The following is a 17921-nucleotide window of genomic DNA, read 5'->3' as shown; positions in this document are numbered from 1 at the left end:
CGCGACAATGCCCCGCGGTTAACGTGTCAGTCAAGTCCACTGCACGAGTACTGAACATGAGCATTGATAAAGTCATTCTGATCACCGGAGCGTCCAGCGGCATCGGCGAGGGCATTGCCCGCGAACTCGGCACGGCGGGCGCCACCCTGATGCTGGGTGCGCGCCGGACCGAGCGCCTGGAAGTCATCGCCGAACAGATCAACGCCGCTGGCGGAAACGCCCAGTGGCGCCGTCTGGACGTGACCGACCAGGCCGATGTGGCCGCGTTTGCCGACGCCGCGCGCGAGCGTTGGGGCCGCGTGGATGTGATCATCAACAACGCCGGGATCATGCCGCTGTCGCCCATGGCGTCGATGAAAACCGATGAGTGGAACAGCATGGTCGACGTGAACATAAAGGGTGTGCTGCACGGCATTGCCGCGGTGCTGCCCGAATTCGTCGAGCGCGGCGCCGGGCATGTGATCAACATCGCCTCGATCGGCGCGCTGGCCGTTTCACCCACGGCGGCCGTTTACTGTGCGACCAAGTTCGCCGTGCGGGCCATTTCCGATGGTCTGCGTCAGGAACGCCCGGACATCCGTGTCACGTGCATTCATCCGGGAGTGGTCGAGAGCGAATTGGCCTCGACCATTACCGATGCCACGGCGAGCTCGGCCATGGCCAGTTACCGGGCCATCGCGTTGCAGCCGGACGCGATCGGACGTGCGGTGCGCTACGCCCTCGAGCAGCCGGAAGACGTCGACGTGAATGAAATCGTCGTACGCCCGACACGCGCGGCTCATTGATGCATGGGCACACACACATTCACGATCACCAAGCCGATGCCTCGGGGGCGGGCAGGGCACAGGTCTGCAGAGCGGGGCCAACTGGCCACGCTCTGAGCGAAGCTTCAGGGACTGCGCACATTCGGCCTGGCTCGCAGTTATGTAGTACGTTTCTGAAAGCGCAACAAAACGTCGTGACCCAGTTGACAAACGTTGCAACGATTCTCATAGTTTCACTCACGCAAACGTTTGCGATTGAGTCGACTCCGGTCTGCTCGACGCGCATTCGCTGCCGATACAATAATCATAATGTCGGAGTGATTCCATGAAGCTGCCATTCGCTGCACGTCTTCTTGCTGTTGCCATGCTCACCGCTTCCGCTGTAACCCTGCCGCTCTCATCCGCCTATGCTGACGACGCGAAAAAGCCGACCGTCGCGCTGGTGATGAAATCGTTGGCCAACGAATTCTTCCTGACCATGGAAGACGGCGCCAAGGCCTATCAGAAAGACCATTCCGCTGATTTCGATCTGATCTCCAACGGCATCAAGAACGAGTCCGACACTGCCGCGCAGATCGACATCGTCAACCAGATGATCGTCAAGAAAGTCGATGCACTGGTCATCGCGCCCGCCGATTCCAAGGCGCTGGCATCGGTGATCAAGAAGGCGATGGACGCCGGCATCAAGGTCGTCAACATCGACAACCAGCTCGACGCCGACGTGCTGAAAAGCAAGAACATCGAAGTGCCGTTCGTAGGCCCGAACAACCGCAAGGGCGCGAAGTTGGTGGGCGATTACCTGGCCAAGCAGCTGACCGCGGGCGATCAGGTGGGCATCATCGAAGGCGTGCCGACCACCACCAATGCGCAGCAACGCACCGCCGGTTTCAAGGATGCGATGGACGCCGCGCAGATGAAGATCGTCTCCACGCAGTCGGGTAACTGGGAAATCGACAAGGGCAATGCGGTGGCCTCCGCCATGCTCAACGAATACCCGAACCTCAAAGCGCTGCTGGCCGGTAACGACAGCATGGCGCTGGGTGCGGTCTCGGCCGTTCGCGCCGCCGGCAAGGCTGGCAAGGTGCAGGTCGTAGGCTACGACAACATCAATGCCATCAAACCGATGCTCAAGGATGGACGGGTGCTGGCAACGGCCGATCAGTTCGCTGCGCGTCAGGCGGTATTCGGCATCGATACGGCGCTGAAGATGATCAAGGGCGACAAGCTCGACATCAAGGACGGCGTGATCGAAACTCCGGTCGAACTGGTTACCAAGCCTCAGTAAGTCAGGCTGGCTTCATCTATCCGTAAATACCGCCTGTCCGCGAGGGCAGGCGCGTGGAGATCGTTATGTCAGCGTCTGCTCAGGCCGCTGTTCTCTCTGTCAGTGGTATCGGCAAAACCTACGCCCAGCCTGTGCTTGGTGACATCGACCTGACGCTGATGCGCGGGGAAGTGTTGGCCCTGACCGGCGAGAACGGCGCAGGCAAAAGTACCCTGTCCAAAATCATCGGCGGTCTGGTCACGCCGACCACCGGCCAGATGCAGTTTCAAGGGCAGCCGTATCAGCCCGCCAGTCGCACCCAGGCAGAAAAGCTCGGGGTGCGCATGGTCATGCAGGAATTGAATCTGCTGCCGACGCTGTCGGTCGCCGAGAACCTGTTTCTCGATAACCTGCCCAGTCGCGCCGGGTTCATCAATCGTCGTCAATTGCGTGAGGATTCGATCAAGGCCATGGCCCAGGTCGGCCTGGAAGCCATCGACCCTGACACCCTGGTGGGCGAGTTGGGGATCGGTCATCAGCAAATGGTCGAAATCGCCCGCAACCTTATCGGTGATTGTCACGTCCTGATTCTCGACGAGCCGACCGCCATGCTGACCGCACGCGAGGTGGAGATGCTCTTCGAGCAGATCACTCGCCTGCAGGCACGTGGCGTGTCCATCATTTATATCTCCCATCGACTGGAAGAACTCGCCCGCGTGGCGCAGCGCATTGCTGTGCTGCGTGACGGCAAGCTGGTGTGCGTCGACGCAATGGCCCATTACAACAGCGAGCAGTTGGTGACGCTGATGGTGGGGCGCGAGCTTGGCGAGCACATCGATCTGGGCCAGCGCACCATCGGCCAGGTCGCCCTGTCGGTGAAGGGGCTGAGCCGGGCCGACAAGGTCCGGGACGTGTCGTTCCAGGTGCGCGCCGGGGAGATCTTCGGCATCTCCGGCCTGATCGGCGCGGGTCGGACCGAGTTGCTGCGGCTGATCTACGGCGCCGATACAGCCGACAGCGGCTCCATCGAAGTCGGCAGCCCGCTGCGCCGCGTGCGCGTCAATTCCCCGGTCGACGCCGTCAGCCATGGCATCGCCTTGATCACTGAGGACCGCAAGGGCGAAGGGCTGCTGCTCTCGCAATCGATCAGCGCCAACATCGCGCTGGGCAACATGGAGGCGATTTCGAGCGCAGGCCTGGTCAATGGCGGTGCCGAAATGGCGCTGGCCAGACGTCAGGTGGACGCGATGCGCATCCGCAGTTCGAGTCCGACGCAGCTGGTGTCTGAATTGTCGGGCGGCAATCAGCAGAAGGTGGTCATCGGCCGCTGGCTGGAGCGGGACTGCCAGGTGATGCTGTTCGATGAGCCGACCCGCGGCATCGACGTCGGCGCCAAATTCGACATCTACGCCTTGCTCGGCGAACTGACCCGTCAGGGCCGGGCGCTGGTCGTGGTGTCCAGCGACCTGCGCGAACTGATGCTGATCTGCGACCGCATAGGCGTGTTGTCCGCCGGGCGCCTGATCGACACCTTCGAACGCGACAGCTGGACGCAGGACGAATTGCTTGCCGCTGCCTTCGCGGGCTATCAAAAACGTGATGCGCTGCTCTCCGAAGCCGCGCCCAGGATCGACTGATGAAAACCTCCACTCCTTCAGCCGCATTGCCATCGCCAGGCAAGCGCAGCGGTAACTATTTCGGCCTGGGCACCTACCTGGGTCTGGCGGGCGCACTGCTGGCGATGATCGTGCTGTTCTCGTTGCTCAGCGATCACTTTCTGTCCTACGAAACCTTCAGCACGCTGGCCAACCAGATTCCCGATCTGATGGTCCTGGCGGTGGGCATGACCTTTATCCTGATCATCGGCGGCATCGACCTGTCGGTGGGGTCGGTGCTGGCTTTGGCTGCATCGGCGGTCAGCGTTGCGATGCTCGGCTGGGGCTGGGGCGTGCTGCCCTCGGCATTGCTGGGCATGGCCTGCGCTACTGCGGCGGGCACCTTGACCGGCTCGATCACGGTTGCCTGGCGGATTCCTTCATTCATCGTCTCGCTCGGCGTGCTGGAAATGGCTCGCGGCGTGGCGTATCAGCTGACCGACTCGCGCACCGCGTACATCGGCGACTCGTTTGCCTGGCTGTCCAACCCGTTCGCGTTCGGCATCTCGCCGTCGTTCGTGATTGCGCTGATCGTCATCTTCGCGGCTCAGGCCGTACTGACGCGCACGGTGTTCGGTCGCTACCTGATCGGCATCGGCACCAACGAAGAAGCCGTGCGTCTGGCAGGCATCAATCCCAAGCCTTACAAAATTCTGGTCTTTTCCCTGATGGGTCTGCTGGCCGGTGTTGCCGCGCTGTTCCAGATATCCCGACTGGAGGCGGCCGATCCCAACGCAGGTTCCGGGCTGGAGCTGCAAGTCATTGCGGCGGTGGTCATCGGCGGCACCAGCCTGATGGGCGGGCGCGGTTCGGTGATCAGCACGTTCTTCGGGGTCCTGATCATCTCGGTGCTGGCCGCGGGGCTCGCACAGATTGGCGCCACCGAGCCAACCAAACGCATCATCACAGGTGCAGTGATCGTCGTCGCGGTCGTGCTCGACACCTACCGCAGCAACCGCGCGCGGCGGCGCGGCTGATATGGCCACCATCAAGGATGTAGCGGCCATTGCCGGCATTTCCTACACCACGGTGTCCCATGTTCTGAACAGAACCCGGCCAGTAAGTGACGAGGTGCGCAAGAAAGTCGAAGCGGCCATCGAACAGCTGAATTACGTCCCCAGCGCCGTTGCCCGTTCGCTCAAGGCCAAGGCGACGGCGACCATCGGGCTGCTGATTCCCAACGGTATCAACCCGTATTTTGCCGAACTGGCGCGGGGGATCGAGGATTACTGCGAGCGCAACGGCTTCTGCGTGATCCTCTGTAACTCCGACGATAACCCCGACAAGCAGCGCAATTACCTGCGGGTTTTGCTGGAAAAACGCGTGGATGGCCTGATCGTGTCATCGGTGGGCGGCGGCGACAGTCTGGTCGAAGGGCTGTCAATGGTCCGAACGCCGATGGTCATCGTCGACCGCGATCTGGAGAACGTCACCGCGGATCTGGTGCGCATCGATCATGAGCTGGGCGCGTATCTGGCGACATCGCACCTGCTGTCGCTGGGCCATCGGCATGTCGCCTGCATCTGCGGTCCGGCCGAGACCAGCGTGGCGCGGATGCGTCTGGCAGGCTATCGGCGGGCCATGCAGGAAGCGGGGATCGAGGTGCCTGAACGCTGGATCGTGGAAAGCGATTTCACCGGGCCGAGCGGCTATCAGGCGGCAGGCAAACTGCTGTCGGACGACCGACCTACGGCGATCTTCGCGGCCAACGACATGGTCGGCATCGGTGTGTTGCGTGCGGCTGCCGAGCGAAATGTCCGCGTACCGGCCGATCTGTCAGTGATCGGTTTCGACGATATTCAGATGAGCCAGTACGTGTACCCGGCGCTGACCACCGTCGGGCAGTCGATTCTGCAACTGGGCGAGCGTGCGGCCGAACTGCTGCTCAGGCGCATCTCGACGCCGGGCTCCTCGCCGGTCGAACAGGTAATCGTCGCGCCGAGCATCGTGTTGCGTGAGTCCACCGCGCCACCCATCAATGCATTCACCGAATTTCGTTGAGCCGGGCGCTGGTCCGGATTGAAGAGTAAAGACGTCATGCAAGCAAAAGTAGTGATAGTAGGCAGTCTGAACATGGATCTGGTCACCCGCGCGCCACGTCTGCCGCGCGCAGGGGAGACCCTCGCCGGTCAGTCGTTCGTGACCGTGCCCGGTGGCAAGGGCGCGAATCAGGCCGTGGCGGCCGCGAGGCTGGGCGCCAGCGTCGCCATGATCGGCTGCGTGGGCGACGACGCCTATGGCGAGCAACTGCGCGAAGCGTTGATCCGCGAGGGCATCGACTGCCAGGCCGTGACCCCTGTCGACGGTGAGTCCACCGGTGTGGCCCTGATCGTTGTCGATGACAGCAGTCAGAACGCAATCGTGATCGTCGCGGGCGGCAACGGGCACGTGACGCCCTCGGTCGTCGACAGCTTCGACGCGTTGCTGGATCAGGCCCAAGTGATCGTCTGTCAGTTGGAAGTGCCGATGGAAACGGTAGGACACGTCCTCAAGCGGGGCAGGGAACTGGGCAAGACCGTGATCCTCAATCCTGCACCGGCCAGTGGTCCGTTGCCGGCCGAATGGTATGCCTGGATCGATTACCTGATTCCCAACGAGAGCGAGGCTGCCGCGCTCACGGGGCTTGCGGTGGACAGCGTCGCGACGGCAGACCCCGCCGCCTCGGCCCTGCTGGCCGCCGGTGTGAGCAAAGTCATCGTGACACTGGGCGAGCAGGGCGCGTTGTTTGCGACCAGCGCGCGCTCCGAGCACTTCCCGGCGCCGAAGGTCAAGCCTGTCGACACGACGGCTGCCGGCGACACGTTCGTGGGCGGCTTTGCGGCGGCGCTGGCCGAAGGCAAATCCGAATCCGAAGCCATCCGCTTCGGACAGATCGCTGCGGCGTTGTCTGTCACCCGTTCGGGGGCGCAGCCTTCAATTCCAGCAGCATCCGAAGTCCACGCCTACACGCCATAAGGCCAGCCGTTATGAAAAAGACACCCTTGCTCAATATCGCCCTGTCTCGCGTCGTCGCGTCACTGGGGCATGGCGACATCCTGATGATCGTCGACGCTGGCATGCCTGTGCCGCCGGGCGTGGAGCTGATCGACCTCGCGCTGACCCATGGCGTCCCGGATTTCCTCAGCGTGCTCGACACGGTGCTGACGGAGATGCAGGTCGAACACCATGTGCTCGCCGATGAAATGCTGGTCAGGCAGCCGCCCGCGCTGGCGTCGGTGGACGCGCTGACTGCGTCGGGCCAGCTCGGCGAGCGCCGTCTGCTCAGCCACGATGCGCTCAAACAGCTCAGCCGCAACGCTCGCGCAATCGTTCGCACGGGCGAATGCCAGCCCTACACCAACATCGCGCTGGTGGCCGGCGTGGTGTTTTGACCGACCGGATTCAAACGAGAAACAGGGAGTTTCCTATGCACACATGCCGTCGTTATTTTTCTGGATTGCTCAGGAGTGCCGCACTATTGACCCTTTTATCTGCCGGAGCGCTGCACGCGGCTGAAAAGCGCGACCTGATCATCGACACCGATCCGGGTGCCGACGACGTGGTGGCGCTGCTGCTGGCACTGGCGTCGCCGCAGGAATTGAACGTGCTCGCCATCACCACGGTGGCGGGCAACGTGCGCATCGACAAGACCTCGCGCAATGCGCGGCTGGCGCGAGAGTGGGCGGGGCGCGAAGACGTACCGGTTTACGCAGGCGCGGGCAGACCGCTGGTGCGCTCGCCGATTTACGCGGAAAACATTCACGGCAAGGAAGGCTTGCCCGGCGTCGACGTGCACGAGCCGGCTAAACCGCTGGCCAAAGGCAACGCCGTGCAATACCTGGTCGATACGCTGAGCAAAGCGGCGCCCCATAGCATCACGATCGCGATGCTCGGACCGCAGACCAACCTGGCGCTGGCGTTGGTTCAGGCTCCGGAAATCACGCAAGGGATCAAAGAAGTGGTGGTGATGGGCGGCGCGCACTTCAACGGCGGCAACATCACGCCAGTGGCCGAATTCAACATTTACGCCGATCCGGATGCGGCCAAGGTCGTGCTGGCCAGTGGCGTCAAGCTCACCTACGTGCCGCTCGACGTGACGCACAAGATCCTCACCAGCGAACCGCGCATTCGCCAGCTTGAAGGGTTGAACAATCAGGCTGGCAAGCTGGTGAGCAGCATCCTCAACGAGTACGTGAAGGCCGACATGATCCATTACGGGCTGCCCGGTGGACCGGTGCACGACGCCAGCGTCATCGCCTGGTTGCTCAAGCCGGAGCTCTTCAGCGGCAGGTCGGTTAACCTGGTGATCGACAGCCGTGAGGGCCCGGGTTTCGGCCAGACCATCGCTGACTGGTACGACACGCTGGGTCAGAACAAAAATGTGTTCTGGGTCGGCAACGGCGATGCACAGGGTTTCTTCGACCTGCTGACCCAGCGCCTGGGGCGGCTCAAGTAATCGGCATCAGGCGTCGCTCAGGGCGTCGACCGTGTGGCGCAGAAACACCTGATTCATGAATCCCTGGGCACCGTCGGTGCCCAGTTCCTTGACCAGCAGATCGATCGCGATGATCGCCAGCTCTTCCGCACTGCCCGGGCTGTGGGCGCAATGCCCCTGCGGCCATTTGGCCTTGATGTCAGCATCGATGGAGACGATGGCCATGTCGTTGGTTCACTCTGAAAATATCGAAACCTGACTGCGAAGCCTGTTCAGCGGTCTCGCACAGGCGATGCAGTAGAGCATTTCATCGCCCATTGCGCACTGCTACTTAGGCATGAGGGAACGGCGCGTGACAGAATTGTCCGTCATCAAGCCAGGAAAATTCCCGTGTCCATCGATCTGACCAACCCCCAGGCGTTTACCCATGACGCCGTTCGCAACATGATCGCCGCTGCTGACGACCGCGTGCACAACCAACTGCGCGTCAGTCGCGGGGGGCTGGCCTGGATGTCCTCGCAGGCCGTGGGCGGAGCCGACCTCGACGGGCTGCTATTTCGCCTGGAAACCTGGGCGGCGGGGTCCGGGTGCGTAGGGCCGGTCGCCGCAAGCGACGCGGTGTGGGTCGCGCAGATATACAACGCGTTGCGCGACAATTGGGCCAACCCGGTTTCCGATTACGTGGACATCTACTGACGCGGTCGTCGCGCAGCGTGAGGCAGCAAACGTTTTGTGACGATTTGTTTGCCCCGATCCGAGGATGCCTGGGGCAGACTCCTGAACCTTGAGCCGCGCCGCCCTTTTGGCCGACGTCGGCGAAACAAAGCTGGCAGGTCGCTGTCGCAGAGAGGCTGGTTCACGTTTACTAAAGGAGGCTGTATGCCCTGGAAATACGCATCATCGGGTCTGGTACTAATGGCGGCGTTGCTGGCAGGTTGCAGCACTACATCCGATTCGTCGTCGCAGCCTGCCGAAGGCTCGACCGCTGCCGCGGCCAGTGATTCCCGTTGTGATGCAGCCGCCGCTCAGTTCGCGGTCGGTAAACCGGCATCCCCGGCCTTGCTGGATCAGGCCCGAGTCAAGGCGGGTGCTCAAATGGCCCGCGTGCTGGGTCCCAACGATATGGTCACGCTGGAATACCGTTCCGAACGCCTGAATCTGAACACCGATCAGGCAGGCACCGTCAACCGGGTCAACTGCGGTTGAGCGTTGTTACAGGCATAAAAAAACCCCGTCAGTGACGGGGTTTTTTCAGCACGCTCGGATTACTCCGGACGAACCTGAGCGGCTTGCATGCCCTTTTGGCCTTTCTCAGCCACGAAGGAGACAGTCTGGCCTTCTTTCAGGCTTTTGAAACCGTCGGACTCAATGGCCTTGAAGTGTACGAACAGGTCGTCACCGCCACCTTGTGGAGTGATAAAGCCGAAGCCTTTTTCATCGTTGAACCATTTTACGGTGCCGGTTTGGCGATTAGACATGGTGTATCTCCAGAAACATAATTTTCAGTAGTGCTGTGCTGCTCAGGCCAACTGGGCACACGAGGGCTATCATAGTCGAATTGTGTGAATGCTGGACTTTTTCGATTAGAACTTTGCGGCGCAGCACTGAATATATACGCCGAAATGATTTGTCATGAGCTCACTTCGATGGCGGCTTTCTCGTATTGCCGAGATGGCGGGTCTGGCTGAAGCCCACGAAATACGTGGGCTTCAGCGACCGATTGATGGCACTTGTGGCAGGTGCTCAAACGGCCACCATGACGAAATGTAAATTTTTTATTTTTTGCCCTTCAGGCAATTTTCACCCACGGCTTTCTGCAGGCGAGAGGTCATTTCGGTACTCGGAGGCGTCGTTTTGTCATTCAGCGACGCGATTTCCTTGTCCGAGAAGTTCTTGTTGATCTGCTGCGCCCCACATTCGCAATGCGCTTTCACGGCACTGGCGTCCAGACCCGGGTTGTTCTGGGTGGCTGCGGCAGTGCACTCGTTCATATAGGTGGTTTTGGTTTTTGCGTCCATGGCGGCGTGAGCGCTGATCGGGAGGGTCAACGCCAGCGGCGCGAGGAGGGCGGCAACACGTAGAAGCTTCATGGCTTGTTCCTTTTTGTCGATGGACCTTCAAATTTGGCAGGCCTTGAGCCGGGCCTCGGTTCATCTGACGGCACCGATCCACGCCAGTTCAGTGCGCGGACATTTCCCACGCGACGGGTTGGCGGCTTTCACTGCCATCGGATACCGTTTATCTGACCTCGCGCGGCGCGGCTGTGCTAGGATGCGCGTCCTGCCGATTCGCTCGCGGCTCGCAGTGCAGTTTTTTCATGCTGCTGGTTCTGTCGATTTCGTTAAATTCCAGTCACTCTGGTTCGGTCAAAGGTTGGCCCTTGGGGCTCCTGCCACTGTGAGGCAGGTACACCACCGAATCGCGTACTGGCTCTATCCCAACCCACGTGACCTTTGGTAGGGGTCACCACTAGGAGAGGAGGCGCCATGCCAACTATTACTCTTCCCGACGGCAGTCAACGTTCTTTCGATCACCCGGTTTCCGTAGCGGAAGTCGCGGCTTCCATCGGCGCAGGTCTGGCAAAGGCCACCGTTGCCGGCAAGGTCAACGGCCAACTGGTCGATGCCAGCGACATCATTGATGCCGACGCGAGCCTGCAGATCATCACCCCGAAAGATCAGGAAGGCCTGGAGATCATTCGTCACTCCTGCGCGCACCTGGTCGGTCACGCGGTCAAACAGTTGTACCCGACGGCCAAGATGGTCATCGGCCCGGTCATCGATGACGGCTTCTATTACGATATTGCCTACGAGCGCCCGTTCACGCCTGATGACATGGCGGCGATCGAGCAGCGCATGCAGCAGCTGATCGAAAAGGATTACGACGTCATCAAGAAGGTCACCCCGCGCGCGGAAGTGATCGAAGTGTTCAAGGCCCGCGGCGAAGACTACAAGCTGCGTCTGGTCGAAGACATGCCGAACGAGAAGGCCATGGGCCTTTATTACCACGAAGAATACGTCGACATGTGCCGCGGCCCGCACGTGCCGAACACGCGTTTCCTCAAGTCGTTCAAACTGACCAAGCTGTCCGGCGCGTACTGGCGCGGCGACGCAAAGAATGAGCAACTGCAGCGTGTCTATGGCACCGCCTGGGCTGACAAGAAGCAGCTGGCCGCGTACATCCAGCGCATCGAAGAAGCCGAGAAACGCGACCATCGCAAGATCGGCAAGCGCCTGGGCCTGTTCCACACCCAGGAAGAAGCGCCTGGCATGGTGTTCTGGCACCCCAACGGCTGGACCCTCTATCAGGTTCTCGAGCAGTACATGCGCAAGACTCAGCGCGAAAACGGCTATCTGGAGATCAAGACTCCACAGGTCGTCGACCGCTCCCTGTGGGAAAAGTCCGGGCACTGGGCCAACTACGCCGAGAACATGTTCACCACCGAATCGGAAAGCCGCGACTACGCGATCAAGCCGATGAACTGCCCGTGCCACGTGCAGGTGTTCAACCAAGGCCTGAAAAGCTACCGCGAGCTGCCGATGCGTCTGGCTGAATTCGGCGCATGCCACCGCAATGAGCCATCGGGTGCGCTGCACGGCATCATGCGCGTACGCGCATTCACCCAGGACGACGCGCACATTTTCTGCACCGAAGAGCAGATGCAGGCGGAGTCGGCAGCGTTCATCAAGCTGACCATGGATGTCTACGCGGATTTCGGTTTCCACGACATCGAAATGAAGCTCTCGACTCGTCCTGAAAAACGCGTTGGCTCGGACGATCTGTGGGATCGCGCCGAAGCGGCCCTGGCGGCAGCGCTCGACAGCGCCGGCCTGCCTTATGATCTGCAGCCGGGCGAGGGTGCGTTCTACGGTCCGAAAATCGAATTCTCCCTCAAGGATTGCTTGGGTCGTGTCTGGCAATGCGGTACATTGCAGCTCGATTTCAACCTGCCGATCCGTCTGGGCGCCGAATTCGTTTCGGAAGACAACGGACGCAAGCATCCGGTCATGCTGCACCGCGCGATCCTGGGTTCCTTCGAGCGTTTCATCGGAATTCTGATCGAGCACTACGAAGGTGCTTTCCCTGCGTGGCTGGCTCCGACTCAGGCAGTGATCATGAATATCACTGATAAACAGGCAGATTTTGCCCTTGAGGTGGAAAAAACACTGGCCGAAAGCGGATTTCGTGCCAAGTCCGACTTGAGAAATGAAAAGATCGGCTTTAAAATCCGCGAGCATACTTTGCTCAAGGTTCCTTATCTCCTCGTCATCGGAGATCGGGAGGTTGAAACGCAAACTGTCGCTGTGCGTACCCGTGAAGGCGCAGACCTCGGCTCCATGCCGGTCGCCCAATTCTCGGAGTTCCTCGCACAAGCGGTTTCCCGGCGTGGTCGCCAAGATTCGGAGTAATTATTATTAAGCGTGAAATGAGACAAGATAAACGAGCTGCACCGAAAGCCCCGATCAACGAGAATATCTCGGCACGCGAGGTTCGGTTAATTGGCGCTGACGGCGAGCAGATTGGCATCGTCTCGATTGATGAAGCGCTTCGTATCGCTGAAGAAGCCAAACTCGATTTGGTGGAAATTTCTGCCGACGCAGTACCACCTGTCTGTCGCGTCATGGACTACGGCAAGCACATCTTCGAGAAGAAGAAGCAGGTAGCTGCGGCGAAGAAAAACCAGAAGCAAGTACAGATTAAAGAAATCAAGTTTCGTCCAGGGACGGAGGAAGGGGATTACCAGGTAAAACTACGCAACCTGGTACGTTTCCTGAGTGACGGGGACAGGGCCAAGATTTCCTTGAGATTTCGCGGTCGTGAGATGGCCCACCAGGAGCTGGGGATGGAGCTGTTGAAGCGGGTTGAAGCTGACCTGCTCGAATACGGTTCGGTCGAACAGCATCCTAAGATGGAAGGACGCCAGCTGATCATGGTCATCGCCCCGAAAAAGAAGAAATAACCACCAGGGCACGGCAGGCCTTGCGGTTATGTTTATCAACTGAATGCGGAGTATCCGAACATGCCAAAGATGAAGACTAAAAGTGGTGCAGCTAAGCGGTTTCTGAAAACCGCGAATGGCATCAAGCACAAGCACGCTTTCAAGAGCCACATCCTGACCAAAATGTCGACCAAGCGTAAGCGTCAACTGCGCGGAAGCAGCCTGCTGCATCCGTCCGACGTGGCAAAAGTCGAGCGCATGCTGCGCCTTCGTTAATTTTGATCAAGAATAGAGGAAGTAACTCATGGCTCGTGTAAAGCGTGGCGTCATTGCCCGTAAGCGTCACAAAAAAATTCTGAAACTTGCTAAAGGCTACTACGGCGCGCGTTCACGCGTGTTCCGTGTTGCCAAGCAAGCGGTAATCAAGGCAGGCCAATACGCCTACCGTGACCGTCGTCAGAAAAAACGTCAGTTCCGCGCTCTGTGGATCGCTCGTATCAACGCTGGTGCGCGTATCAACGGTCTGTCCTACAGCCGTTTCATCGCTGGCCTGAAAAAAGCGTCGATCGAAATCGACCGTAAGGTTCTGGCTGATCTGGCAGTGAACGAAAAAGCGGCGTTTGCTGCGATTGTCGAGAAAGCTAAAGCCACTCTGGCCTAAGTCCCCGGCAATCACCGGACCCCGCACGGGGTTCGGTGTTAAACGTCATAGATAGGGGAAGAGCCTTGTAAGCTCTTCCCCTATTTCGTATCTGGAGTCTGTACATGGAAAACCTGGACGCGCTGGTCTCTCAAGCACTTGAGGCTGTGCAAAGCGCCGAAGATATCAACGCCCTGGAGCAAATCCGGGTTCACTACCTCGGCAAGAAGGGTGAATTGACTCAGGTGATGAAGACCCTGGGGAATCTGCCCGCTGAAGAGCGTCCGCAAGTCGGTGCGCTGATCAACGTTGCCAAGGAGCGTGTCACAGAGGTTCTCAACGCGCGCAAGGCGTCGTTCGAGCAGGCGGATCTCGCCGCCAAGCTCGCCGCCGAGTCGATTGACGTCACCCTGCCTGGCCGCGGCCAGACTACCGGTGGCCTGCATCCGGTCACCCGGACTCTGGAACGAATCGAGCAGTTCTTCACCCACATCGGCTACGGCATTGCCGAAGGCCCTGAGGTCGAGGACGACTATCACAACTTCGAGGCGCTCAACATCCCAGGCCATCACCCGGCCCGGTCGATGCACGACACCTTCTATTTCAACGCCAACATGCTGCTGCGCACCCACACCTCGCCGGTTCAGGTCCGCACCATGGAAGCGAACACGCCGCCGATCCGCATTGTCTGTCCTGGACGCGTGTATCGCAGCGACTCCGATATCACTCACTCTCCGATGTTCCATCAGGTCGAAGGCCTGCTGGTGGACCGCGATATCAACTTCGCGGATCTGAAAGGCACCATCGAAGAGTTCCTGCGCGTGTTCTTTGAAAAAGAACTGGCAGTGCGTTTCCGTCCTTCCTACTTCCCGTTCACCGAGCCATCCGCCGAAGTCGACATGGAATGCGTGATGTGCAGCGGTAAAGGCTGCCGTGTCTGCAAGCAGACCGGCTGGCTGGAAGTGATGGGTTGCGGCATGGTTCACCCGAACGTGCTTCGGATGTCCGGCATCGACCCGGAAGAGTATCAGGGCTTCGCTTTCGGCATGGGCGCAGAGCGTCTGGCCATGCTGCGTTACGGCGTCAATGACTTGCGCCTGTTCTTCGACAACGACTTGCGGTTCCTCGCGCAATTTCGCTAGGTCGCCCGTAACGAACTTATTAGGAGAGCAGGATGAAATTCAGTGAACAATGGCTGCGTGGCTGGGTAAGCCCGCAAGTCTCCCGCGACGATCTGGTGGCCCGTCTGTCAATGGCCGGTCTGGAAGTCGACAGTGTGACCCCGGCTGCCGGTGAATTCAGCGGTGTGATCGTGGGCGAAGTGCTGAGCACCGAGCAGCACCCCGACGCCGACAAGCTGCGCGTGTGTCAGGTGAGCAATGGCGCCGAAACTTATCAGGTGGTCTGTGGCGCACCCAATGTGCGTCCTGGCCTGAAGATTCCGTTCGCGATGATTGGCGCGCAACTGCCCGGCGACTTCAAGATCAAGAAGGCCAAACTGCGCGGCGTCGAGTCCAACGGCATGTTGTGCTCCCAGGCCGAGCTGCAGGTTGGCGAAGGCAACGACGGCTTGATGGAGCTGCCCGCTGACGCGCCGGTGGGCAAGGATTTCCGTGAATTCCTGCAACTGGACGATGCCAGCATCGAGGTTGACCTTACGCCTAACCGCGGCGACTGCCTGTCGGTTGCCGGTCTGGCCCGCGAAGTCGGCGCTCTGTACGACGCTGAAGTCACGCGTCCTCAGGTGGCCACCGTTCCTGCGACTCACGACGAAGTGCGTCCGGTCGAGGTACTGGCGCCGGATGCCTGTCCGCGTTACCTGGGTCGTGTGATCCGTAACGTCGACGTGAGCAAGCCAACGCCGCTGTGGATGGTCGAGCGCCTGCGTCGTTCGGAAGTGCGCAGCATCGATGCCATCGTCGACATCACCAACTACGTGATGCTCGAGCTGGGGCAGCCGCTGCACGCCTTCGATCTCGCCGAAATCAACGGCGGCATCCGCGTGCGTCTGGCGCAAGAGGGTGAGAAGCTGGTACTGCTCGATGGGCAGGAGGTCAGCCTGCGCGCCGATACACTGGTGATCGCTGACCATCAGCGTGCGCTGGCAATCGCCGGGGTCATGGGTGGCGAGCACAGTGGCGTTTCTGCCAGCACTCGCGACATTTTCCTTGAAAGCGCATTTTTCGACACCATCGCGGTTGCCGGCAAGGCGCGTTCCTACGGTCTGCACACTGACGCATCGCATCGTTACGAGCGCGGCGTTGACTGGCAACTGGCTCGTGAAGCGATGGAGCGGGCCACGGGTCTGTTGCTGGAAATCACCGGTGGCGAAGCGGGGCCGGTCATTGAAGCGGTCAGCGAGCAGCATCTGCCGTCTGTCGCGCCGGTGATACTGCGCGCCGATCGCATCGAGCAGATGCTCGGCATGAAAATGGACACTGCCGAGGTCGAGCGTCTGCTCACCGCGCTGGGTCTGACTGTGACCGCCGAGGCGGGCGGTCAATGGCGTGTCGACGTACCTAGTCATCGTTTCGACATCACTCTGGAAGTCGACCTGATCGAAGAGCTGGCGCGCCTCTACGGCTACAACCGCCTGCCGGTCCGCTATCCACAGGCACGTCTGGCTCCGCAGCCACGTACCGAAGCGAAGGGCGATCTGCCTGCGCTGCGTCGTCTGCTGGTTGCCCGTGGCTATCAGGAAGCGATCACTTACAGCTTCATCGATCAGAAATGGTTCGAGCTGTTCAATCCGGGTGTCGAGCCATTGCTGCTTGCCAATCCGATTTCCGCCGACATGGCGGCGATGCGTTCTTCGCTGTGGCCAGGGCTGGTCAAAGCCTTGCAGCACAACCTCAATCGTCAGCAGGATCGCGTACGCCTGTTCGAGAGTGGCCTGCGTTTCGTCGGCCAGCTGGAAGGTTTGCAACAAGAGCCTATGCTGGCTGGTGTGATTTGCGGCAGTCGTCTGCCGGAAGGTTGGGCGCAGGGTCGTGATGCAGTCGATTTCTTCGACGTCAAGGCCGATGTCGAAGCCGTTCTCGGCTTCGCGGGCGCACTGGATGATTTCCGTTTCGTACCGGGCAAGCATCCAGCGCTGCATCCAGGTCAGACCGCGCGTATCGAACGCGACGGTCGTGAAGTCGGTTACCTCGGCGCGTTGCACCCGGAACTGGCGAAAACCCTCGGGCTGGATCGCCCGGTGTTCGTTTTCGAACTGGTGCTGGCGGAAGTAGCGGAAGGGCGTCTGCCGAAATTCCGTGAGCTGTCGCGCTTCCCGGAAGTGCGCCGCGACCTGGCCTTGCTGGCCGATCGTGACGTGGCGGCGACCGCCGTTCTGGACGTTATCCGTGAAAATGCAGGGGAATGGCTGACAGACCTCAGGCTATTTGATGTTTATCAGGGTAAAGGCATTGATCCGCATAGAAAAAGCCTTGCAGTTGGCTTGACCTGGCAACATCCATCGCGCACTCTTACTGACGATGAGGTAAACGCTTCGACGCAGCAAATTCTCACCTCGCTTGAGGAAAGGTTAAACGCCACGTTAAGGAAGTAGCGTATGGGGGCTCTGACGAAAGCTGAGATGGCCGAACGTCTGTACGAAGAGCTAGGCCTGAATAAACGAGAAGCCAAGGAACTGGTTGAGCTGTTCTTTGAGGAAATCAGGCACGCTCTGGAAGATAACGAGCAGGTCAAATTGTCCGGTTTCGGCAATTTCGACCTGCGAGATAAACGCCAGCGACCGGGTCGAAATCCCAAGACAGGGGAAGAAATTCCGATTACGGCTCGCCGTGTGGTCACCTTTCGCCCAGGGCAGAAACTGAAGGCCCGAGTTGAGGCTTATGCTGGAACCAAGTCATAACGACGAGCTACCGCCCATTCCCGGCAAACGCTACTTCACCATCGGTGAAGTCAGCGAGCTCTGCGCGGTAAAACCGCACGTTCTGCGTTATTGGGAGCAGGAATTTCCTCAGCTGAACCCGGTCAAGCGTCGCGGGAATCGCCGGTATTATCAGCGCCAGGACGTGCTGATGATCCGGCAGATCCGCGCGCTGCTTTACGATCAGGGCTTCACCATCGGCGGCGCGCGTCTGCGCATGTCCAGCGATGAGGTCAAGGACGATTCCCTGCAGTACAAGCAACTCATCAAACAGATGATTGCGGAGCTGGAAGATGTACTGGTCGTGCTGCGTCACTGACGTTGTTCACCAAAATACTTCCATCATTCAAAAGCTTAGGGTATATTCC

21 protein-coding genes are annotated in these 17921 nt (G+C 59.9%); 18 read left to right on the top strand and 3 right to left on the bottom strand.

What is annotated here, in order from left to right:
• Positions 1-56 precede the first annotated feature (56 nt).
• The 8 genes from QRN36_RS15555 (at position 57) to QRN36_RS15520 (ending at position 8118) form a co-directional block, all read left to right on the top strand.
• Positions 57-785 carry an SDR family oxidoreductase gene (locus tag QRN36_RS15555; RefSeq protein WP_285424867.1) on the top strand — a complete coding sequence of 243 codons (729 nt, stop codon included), beginning with the start codon at positions 57-59 and terminating at the stop codon, positions 783-785.
• A 304-nt stretch (positions 786-1089) separates the two neighbouring features.
• Entirely contained in the window at positions 1090-2049 is a 960-nt protein-coding gene (locus QRN36_RS15550; RefSeq protein WP_285424866.1) for a sugar ABC transporter substrate-binding protein, read from the top strand.
• Positions 2050-2114: 65 nt separating this feature from the next.
• Positions 2115-3665: a sugar ABC transporter ATP-binding protein gene (locus QRN36_RS15545; RefSeq protein ID WP_285424865.1), complete on the top strand. Its 1551-nt coding sequence runs from the start codon at positions 2115-2117 to the stop codon at positions 3663-3665.
• Complete coding sequence (locus tag QRN36_RS15540) at positions 3665-4660, top strand: ABC transporter permease (protein ID WP_285424864.1); 996 nt, start codon at positions 3665-3667, stop codon at positions 4658-4660. Before QRN36_RS15545 ends, QRN36_RS15540 begins: the two co-directional genes overlap by 1 nt.
• A gap of 1 nt (position 4661) precedes the next feature.
• Positions 4662-5684 carry a LacI family DNA-binding transcriptional regulator gene (locus QRN36_RS15535; RefSeq protein WP_285424863.1) on the top strand — a complete coding sequence of 341 codons (1023 nt, stop codon included), beginning with the start codon at positions 4662-4664 and terminating at the stop codon, positions 5682-5684.
• Between the two features lie 36 nt (positions 5685-5720).
• Positions 5721-6638, top strand: a complete 918-nt coding sequence (gene rbsK, locus QRN36_RS15530) for a ribokinase (RefSeq protein ID WP_285424862.1) — start codon at positions 5721-5723, stop codon at positions 6636-6638.
• A gap of 11 nt (positions 6639-6649) precedes the next feature.
• A complete protein-coding gene (gene rbsD / locus QRN36_RS15525) occupies positions 6650-7054 on the top strand; it encodes a D-ribose pyranase (protein ID WP_285424861.1) in 405 nt (134 codons plus the stop codon).
• A gap of 35 nt (positions 7055-7089) precedes the next feature.
• Positions 7090-8118, top strand: coding sequence for a nucleoside hydrolase (locus QRN36_RS15520; RefSeq protein WP_285424860.1), 1029 nt, complete (start codon positions 7090-7092; stop codon positions 8116-8118).
• 6 nt (positions 8119-8124) lie between these two features.
• On the opposite strand, the gene QRN36_RS15515 is transcribed toward QRN36_RS15520, so the two are convergent.
• Positions 8125-8322, bottom strand: a complete 198-nt coding sequence (locus QRN36_RS15515; protein ID WP_285424859.1) for a hypothetical protein — start codon at positions 8320-8322, stop codon at positions 8125-8127.
• Positions 8323-8487: 165 nt separating this feature from the next.
• Here QRN36_RS15515 and QRN36_RS15510 point away from each other — a divergent pair, with 165 nt between their 5' ends.
• The gene (locus QRN36_RS15510; protein WP_285424858.1) at positions 8488-8793 is read left to right on the top strand and encodes a hypothetical protein; all 306 of its coding nucleotides are present in this window, start codon (positions 8488-8490) and stop codon (positions 8791-8793) included.
• 183 nt (positions 8794-8976) lie between these two features.
• Positions 8977-9303 (top strand): I78 family peptidase inhibitor, encoded by a 327-nt coding sequence (locus QRN36_RS15505; protein WP_285424857.1) that lies wholly within the window; start codon positions 8977-8979, stop codon positions 9301-9303.
• 59 nt (positions 9304-9362) lie between these two features.
• On the opposite strand, the gene QRN36_RS15500 is transcribed toward QRN36_RS15505, so the two are convergent.
• Both QRN36_RS15500 and QRN36_RS15495 read right to left on the bottom strand, forming a co-directional pair.
• Positions 9363-9575, bottom strand: a complete 213-nt coding sequence (locus tag QRN36_RS15500) for a cold-shock protein (protein WP_003179963.1) — start codon at positions 9573-9575, stop codon at positions 9363-9365.
• Between the two features lie 297 nt (positions 9576-9872).
• A complete protein-coding gene (locus QRN36_RS15495; RefSeq protein ID WP_285424856.1) occupies positions 9873-10187 on the bottom strand; it encodes a hypothetical protein in 315 nt (104 codons plus the stop codon).
• 396 nt (positions 10188-10583) lie between these two features.
• Between QRN36_RS15495 and thrS the strand changes: the two genes are divergently transcribed.
• The 8 genes from thrS to QRN36_RS15455 all read left to right on the top strand — a co-directional run bounded on the left by thrS (position 10584) and on the right by QRN36_RS15455 (position 17872).
• Entirely contained in the window at positions 10584-12506 is a 1923-nt protein-coding gene (gene thrS / locus QRN36_RS15490) for a threonine--tRNA ligase (protein ID WP_093459046.1), read from the top strand.
• Complete coding sequence (gene infC, locus QRN36_RS15485; protein ID WP_177182079.1) at positions 12506-13057, top strand: translation initiation factor IF-3; 552 nt, start codon at positions 12506-12508, stop codon at positions 13055-13057. The genes thrS and infC overlap by 1 nt, the downstream gene beginning before the upstream one ends.
• Positions 13058-13117: 60 nt before the next feature.
• Positions 13118-13312, top strand: coding sequence for a 50S ribosomal protein L35 (gene rpmI, locus QRN36_RS15480; RefSeq protein ID WP_002553160.1), 195 nt, complete (start codon positions 13118-13120; stop codon positions 13310-13312).
• A 28-nt stretch (positions 13313-13340) separates the two neighbouring features.
• Positions 13341-13697: a 50S ribosomal protein L20 gene (gene rplT, locus QRN36_RS15475; protein ID WP_007905879.1), complete on the top strand. Its 357-nt coding sequence runs from the start codon at positions 13341-13343 to the stop codon at positions 13695-13697.
• Positions 13698-13801: 104 nt separating this feature from the next.
• Positions 13802-14818 carry a phenylalanine--tRNA ligase subunit alpha gene (gene pheS, locus QRN36_RS15470; RefSeq protein WP_285424855.1) on the top strand — a complete coding sequence of 339 codons (1017 nt, stop codon included), beginning with the start codon at positions 13802-13804 and terminating at the stop codon, positions 14816-14818.
• 32 nt (positions 14819-14850) lie between these two features.
• Positions 14851-17229 (top strand): phenylalanine--tRNA ligase subunit beta, encoded by a 2379-nt coding sequence (pheT, locus tag QRN36_RS15465; protein WP_285424854.1) that lies wholly within the window; start codon positions 14851-14853, stop codon positions 17227-17229.
• A gap of 3 nt (positions 17230-17232) precedes the next feature.
• The gene (gene ihfA / locus QRN36_RS15460) at positions 17233-17535 is read left to right on the top strand and encodes an integration host factor subunit alpha (protein WP_002553164.1); all 303 of its coding nucleotides are present in this window, start codon (positions 17233-17235) and stop codon (positions 17533-17535) included.
• Entirely contained in the window at positions 17516-17872 is a 357-nt protein-coding gene (locus QRN36_RS15455; protein WP_093459042.1) for a MerR family transcriptional regulator, read from the top strand. Before ihfA ends, QRN36_RS15455 begins: the two co-directional genes overlap by 20 nt.
• Positions 17873-17921 lie beyond the last annotated feature (49 nt).

This window comes from Pseudomonas sp. efr-133-TYG-103a (assembly GCF_030209235.1).
GTDB lineage: Bacteria > Pseudomonadota > Gammaproteobacteria > Pseudomonadales > Pseudomonadaceae > Aquipseudomonas.
Note: the sequence above shows the minus strand (reverse complement) of the source record. Positions and strands in the feature narration are given on the sequence as shown.

What these genes read in the sequence shown, in the direction of transcription:
- rbsD (WP_285424861.1), top strand. Translation starts at nt 6,650, where the DNA reads ATGAAAAAGACACCCTTGCTCAATATCGCCCTGTCTCGCGTCGTCGCG.
- QRN36_RS15545 (WP_285424865.1), top strand. Translation starts at nt 2,115, where the DNA reads ATGTCAGCGTCTGCTCAGGCCGCTGTTCTCTCTGTCAGTGGTATCGGC.
- pheT (WP_285424854.1), top strand. Translation starts at nt 14,851, where the DNA reads ATGAAATTCAGTGAACAATGGCTGCGTGGCTGGGTAAGCCCGCAAGTC.
- QRN36_RS15540 (WP_285424864.1), top strand. Translation starts at nt 3,665, where the DNA reads ATGAAAACCTCCACTCCTTCAGCCGCATTGCCATCGCCAGGCAAGCGC.
- QRN36_RS15535 (WP_285424863.1), top strand. Translation starts at nt 4,662, where the DNA reads ATGGCCACCATCAAGGATGTAGCGGCCATTGCCGGCATTTCCTACACC.
- QRN36_RS15550 (WP_285424866.1), top strand. Translation starts at nt 1,090, where the DNA reads ATGAAGCTGCCATTCGCTGCACGTCTTCTTGCTGTTGCCATGCTCACC.
- QRN36_RS15500 (WP_003179963.1), bottom strand. Translation starts at nt 9,575, where the DNA reads ATGTCTAATCGCCAAACCGGCACCGTAAAATGGTTCAACGATGAAAAA.
- QRN36_RS15555 (WP_285424867.1), top strand. Translation starts at nt 57, where the DNA reads ATGAGCATTGATAAAGTCATTCTGATCACCGGAGCGTCCAGCGGCATC.
- rbsK (WP_285424862.1), top strand. Translation starts at nt 5,721, where the DNA reads ATGCAAGCAAAAGTAGTGATAGTAGGCAGTCTGAACATGGATCTGGTC.
- QRN36_RS15515 (WP_285424859.1), bottom strand. Translation starts at nt 8,322, where the DNA reads ATGGCCATCGTCTCCATCGATGCTGACATCAAGGCCAAATGGCCGCAG.
- thrS (WP_093459046.1), top strand. Translation starts at nt 10,584, where the DNA reads ATGCCAACTATTACTCTTCCCGACGGCAGTCAACGTTCTTTCGATCAC.
- pheS (WP_285424855.1), top strand. Translation starts at nt 13,802, where the DNA reads ATGGAAAACCTGGACGCGCTGGTCTCTCAAGCACTTGAGGCTGTGCAA.
- QRN36_RS15505 (WP_285424857.1), top strand. Translation starts at nt 8,977, where the DNA reads ATGCCCTGGAAATACGCATCATCGGGTCTGGTACTAATGGCGGCGTTG.
- QRN36_RS15455 (WP_093459042.1), top strand. Translation starts at nt 17,516, where the DNA reads ATGCTGGAACCAAGTCATAACGACGAGCTACCGCCCATTCCCGGCAAA.
- ihfA (WP_002553164.1), top strand. Translation starts at nt 17,233, where the DNA reads ATGGGGGCTCTGACGAAAGCTGAGATGGCCGAACGTCTGTACGAAGAG.
- QRN36_RS15520 (WP_285424860.1), top strand. Translation starts at nt 7,090, where the DNA reads ATGCACACATGCCGTCGTTATTTTTCTGGATTGCTCAGGAGTGCCGCA.
- QRN36_RS15495 (WP_285424856.1), bottom strand. Translation starts at nt 10,187, where the DNA reads ATGAAGCTTCTACGTGTTGCCGCCCTCCTCGCGCCGCTGGCGTTGACC.
- rplT (WP_007905879.1), top strand. Translation starts at nt 13,341, where the DNA reads ATGGCTCGTGTAAAGCGTGGCGTCATTGCCCGTAAGCGTCACAAAAAA.
- rpmI (WP_002553160.1), top strand. Translation starts at nt 13,118, where the DNA reads ATGCCAAAGATGAAGACTAAAAGTGGTGCAGCTAAGCGGTTTCTGAAA.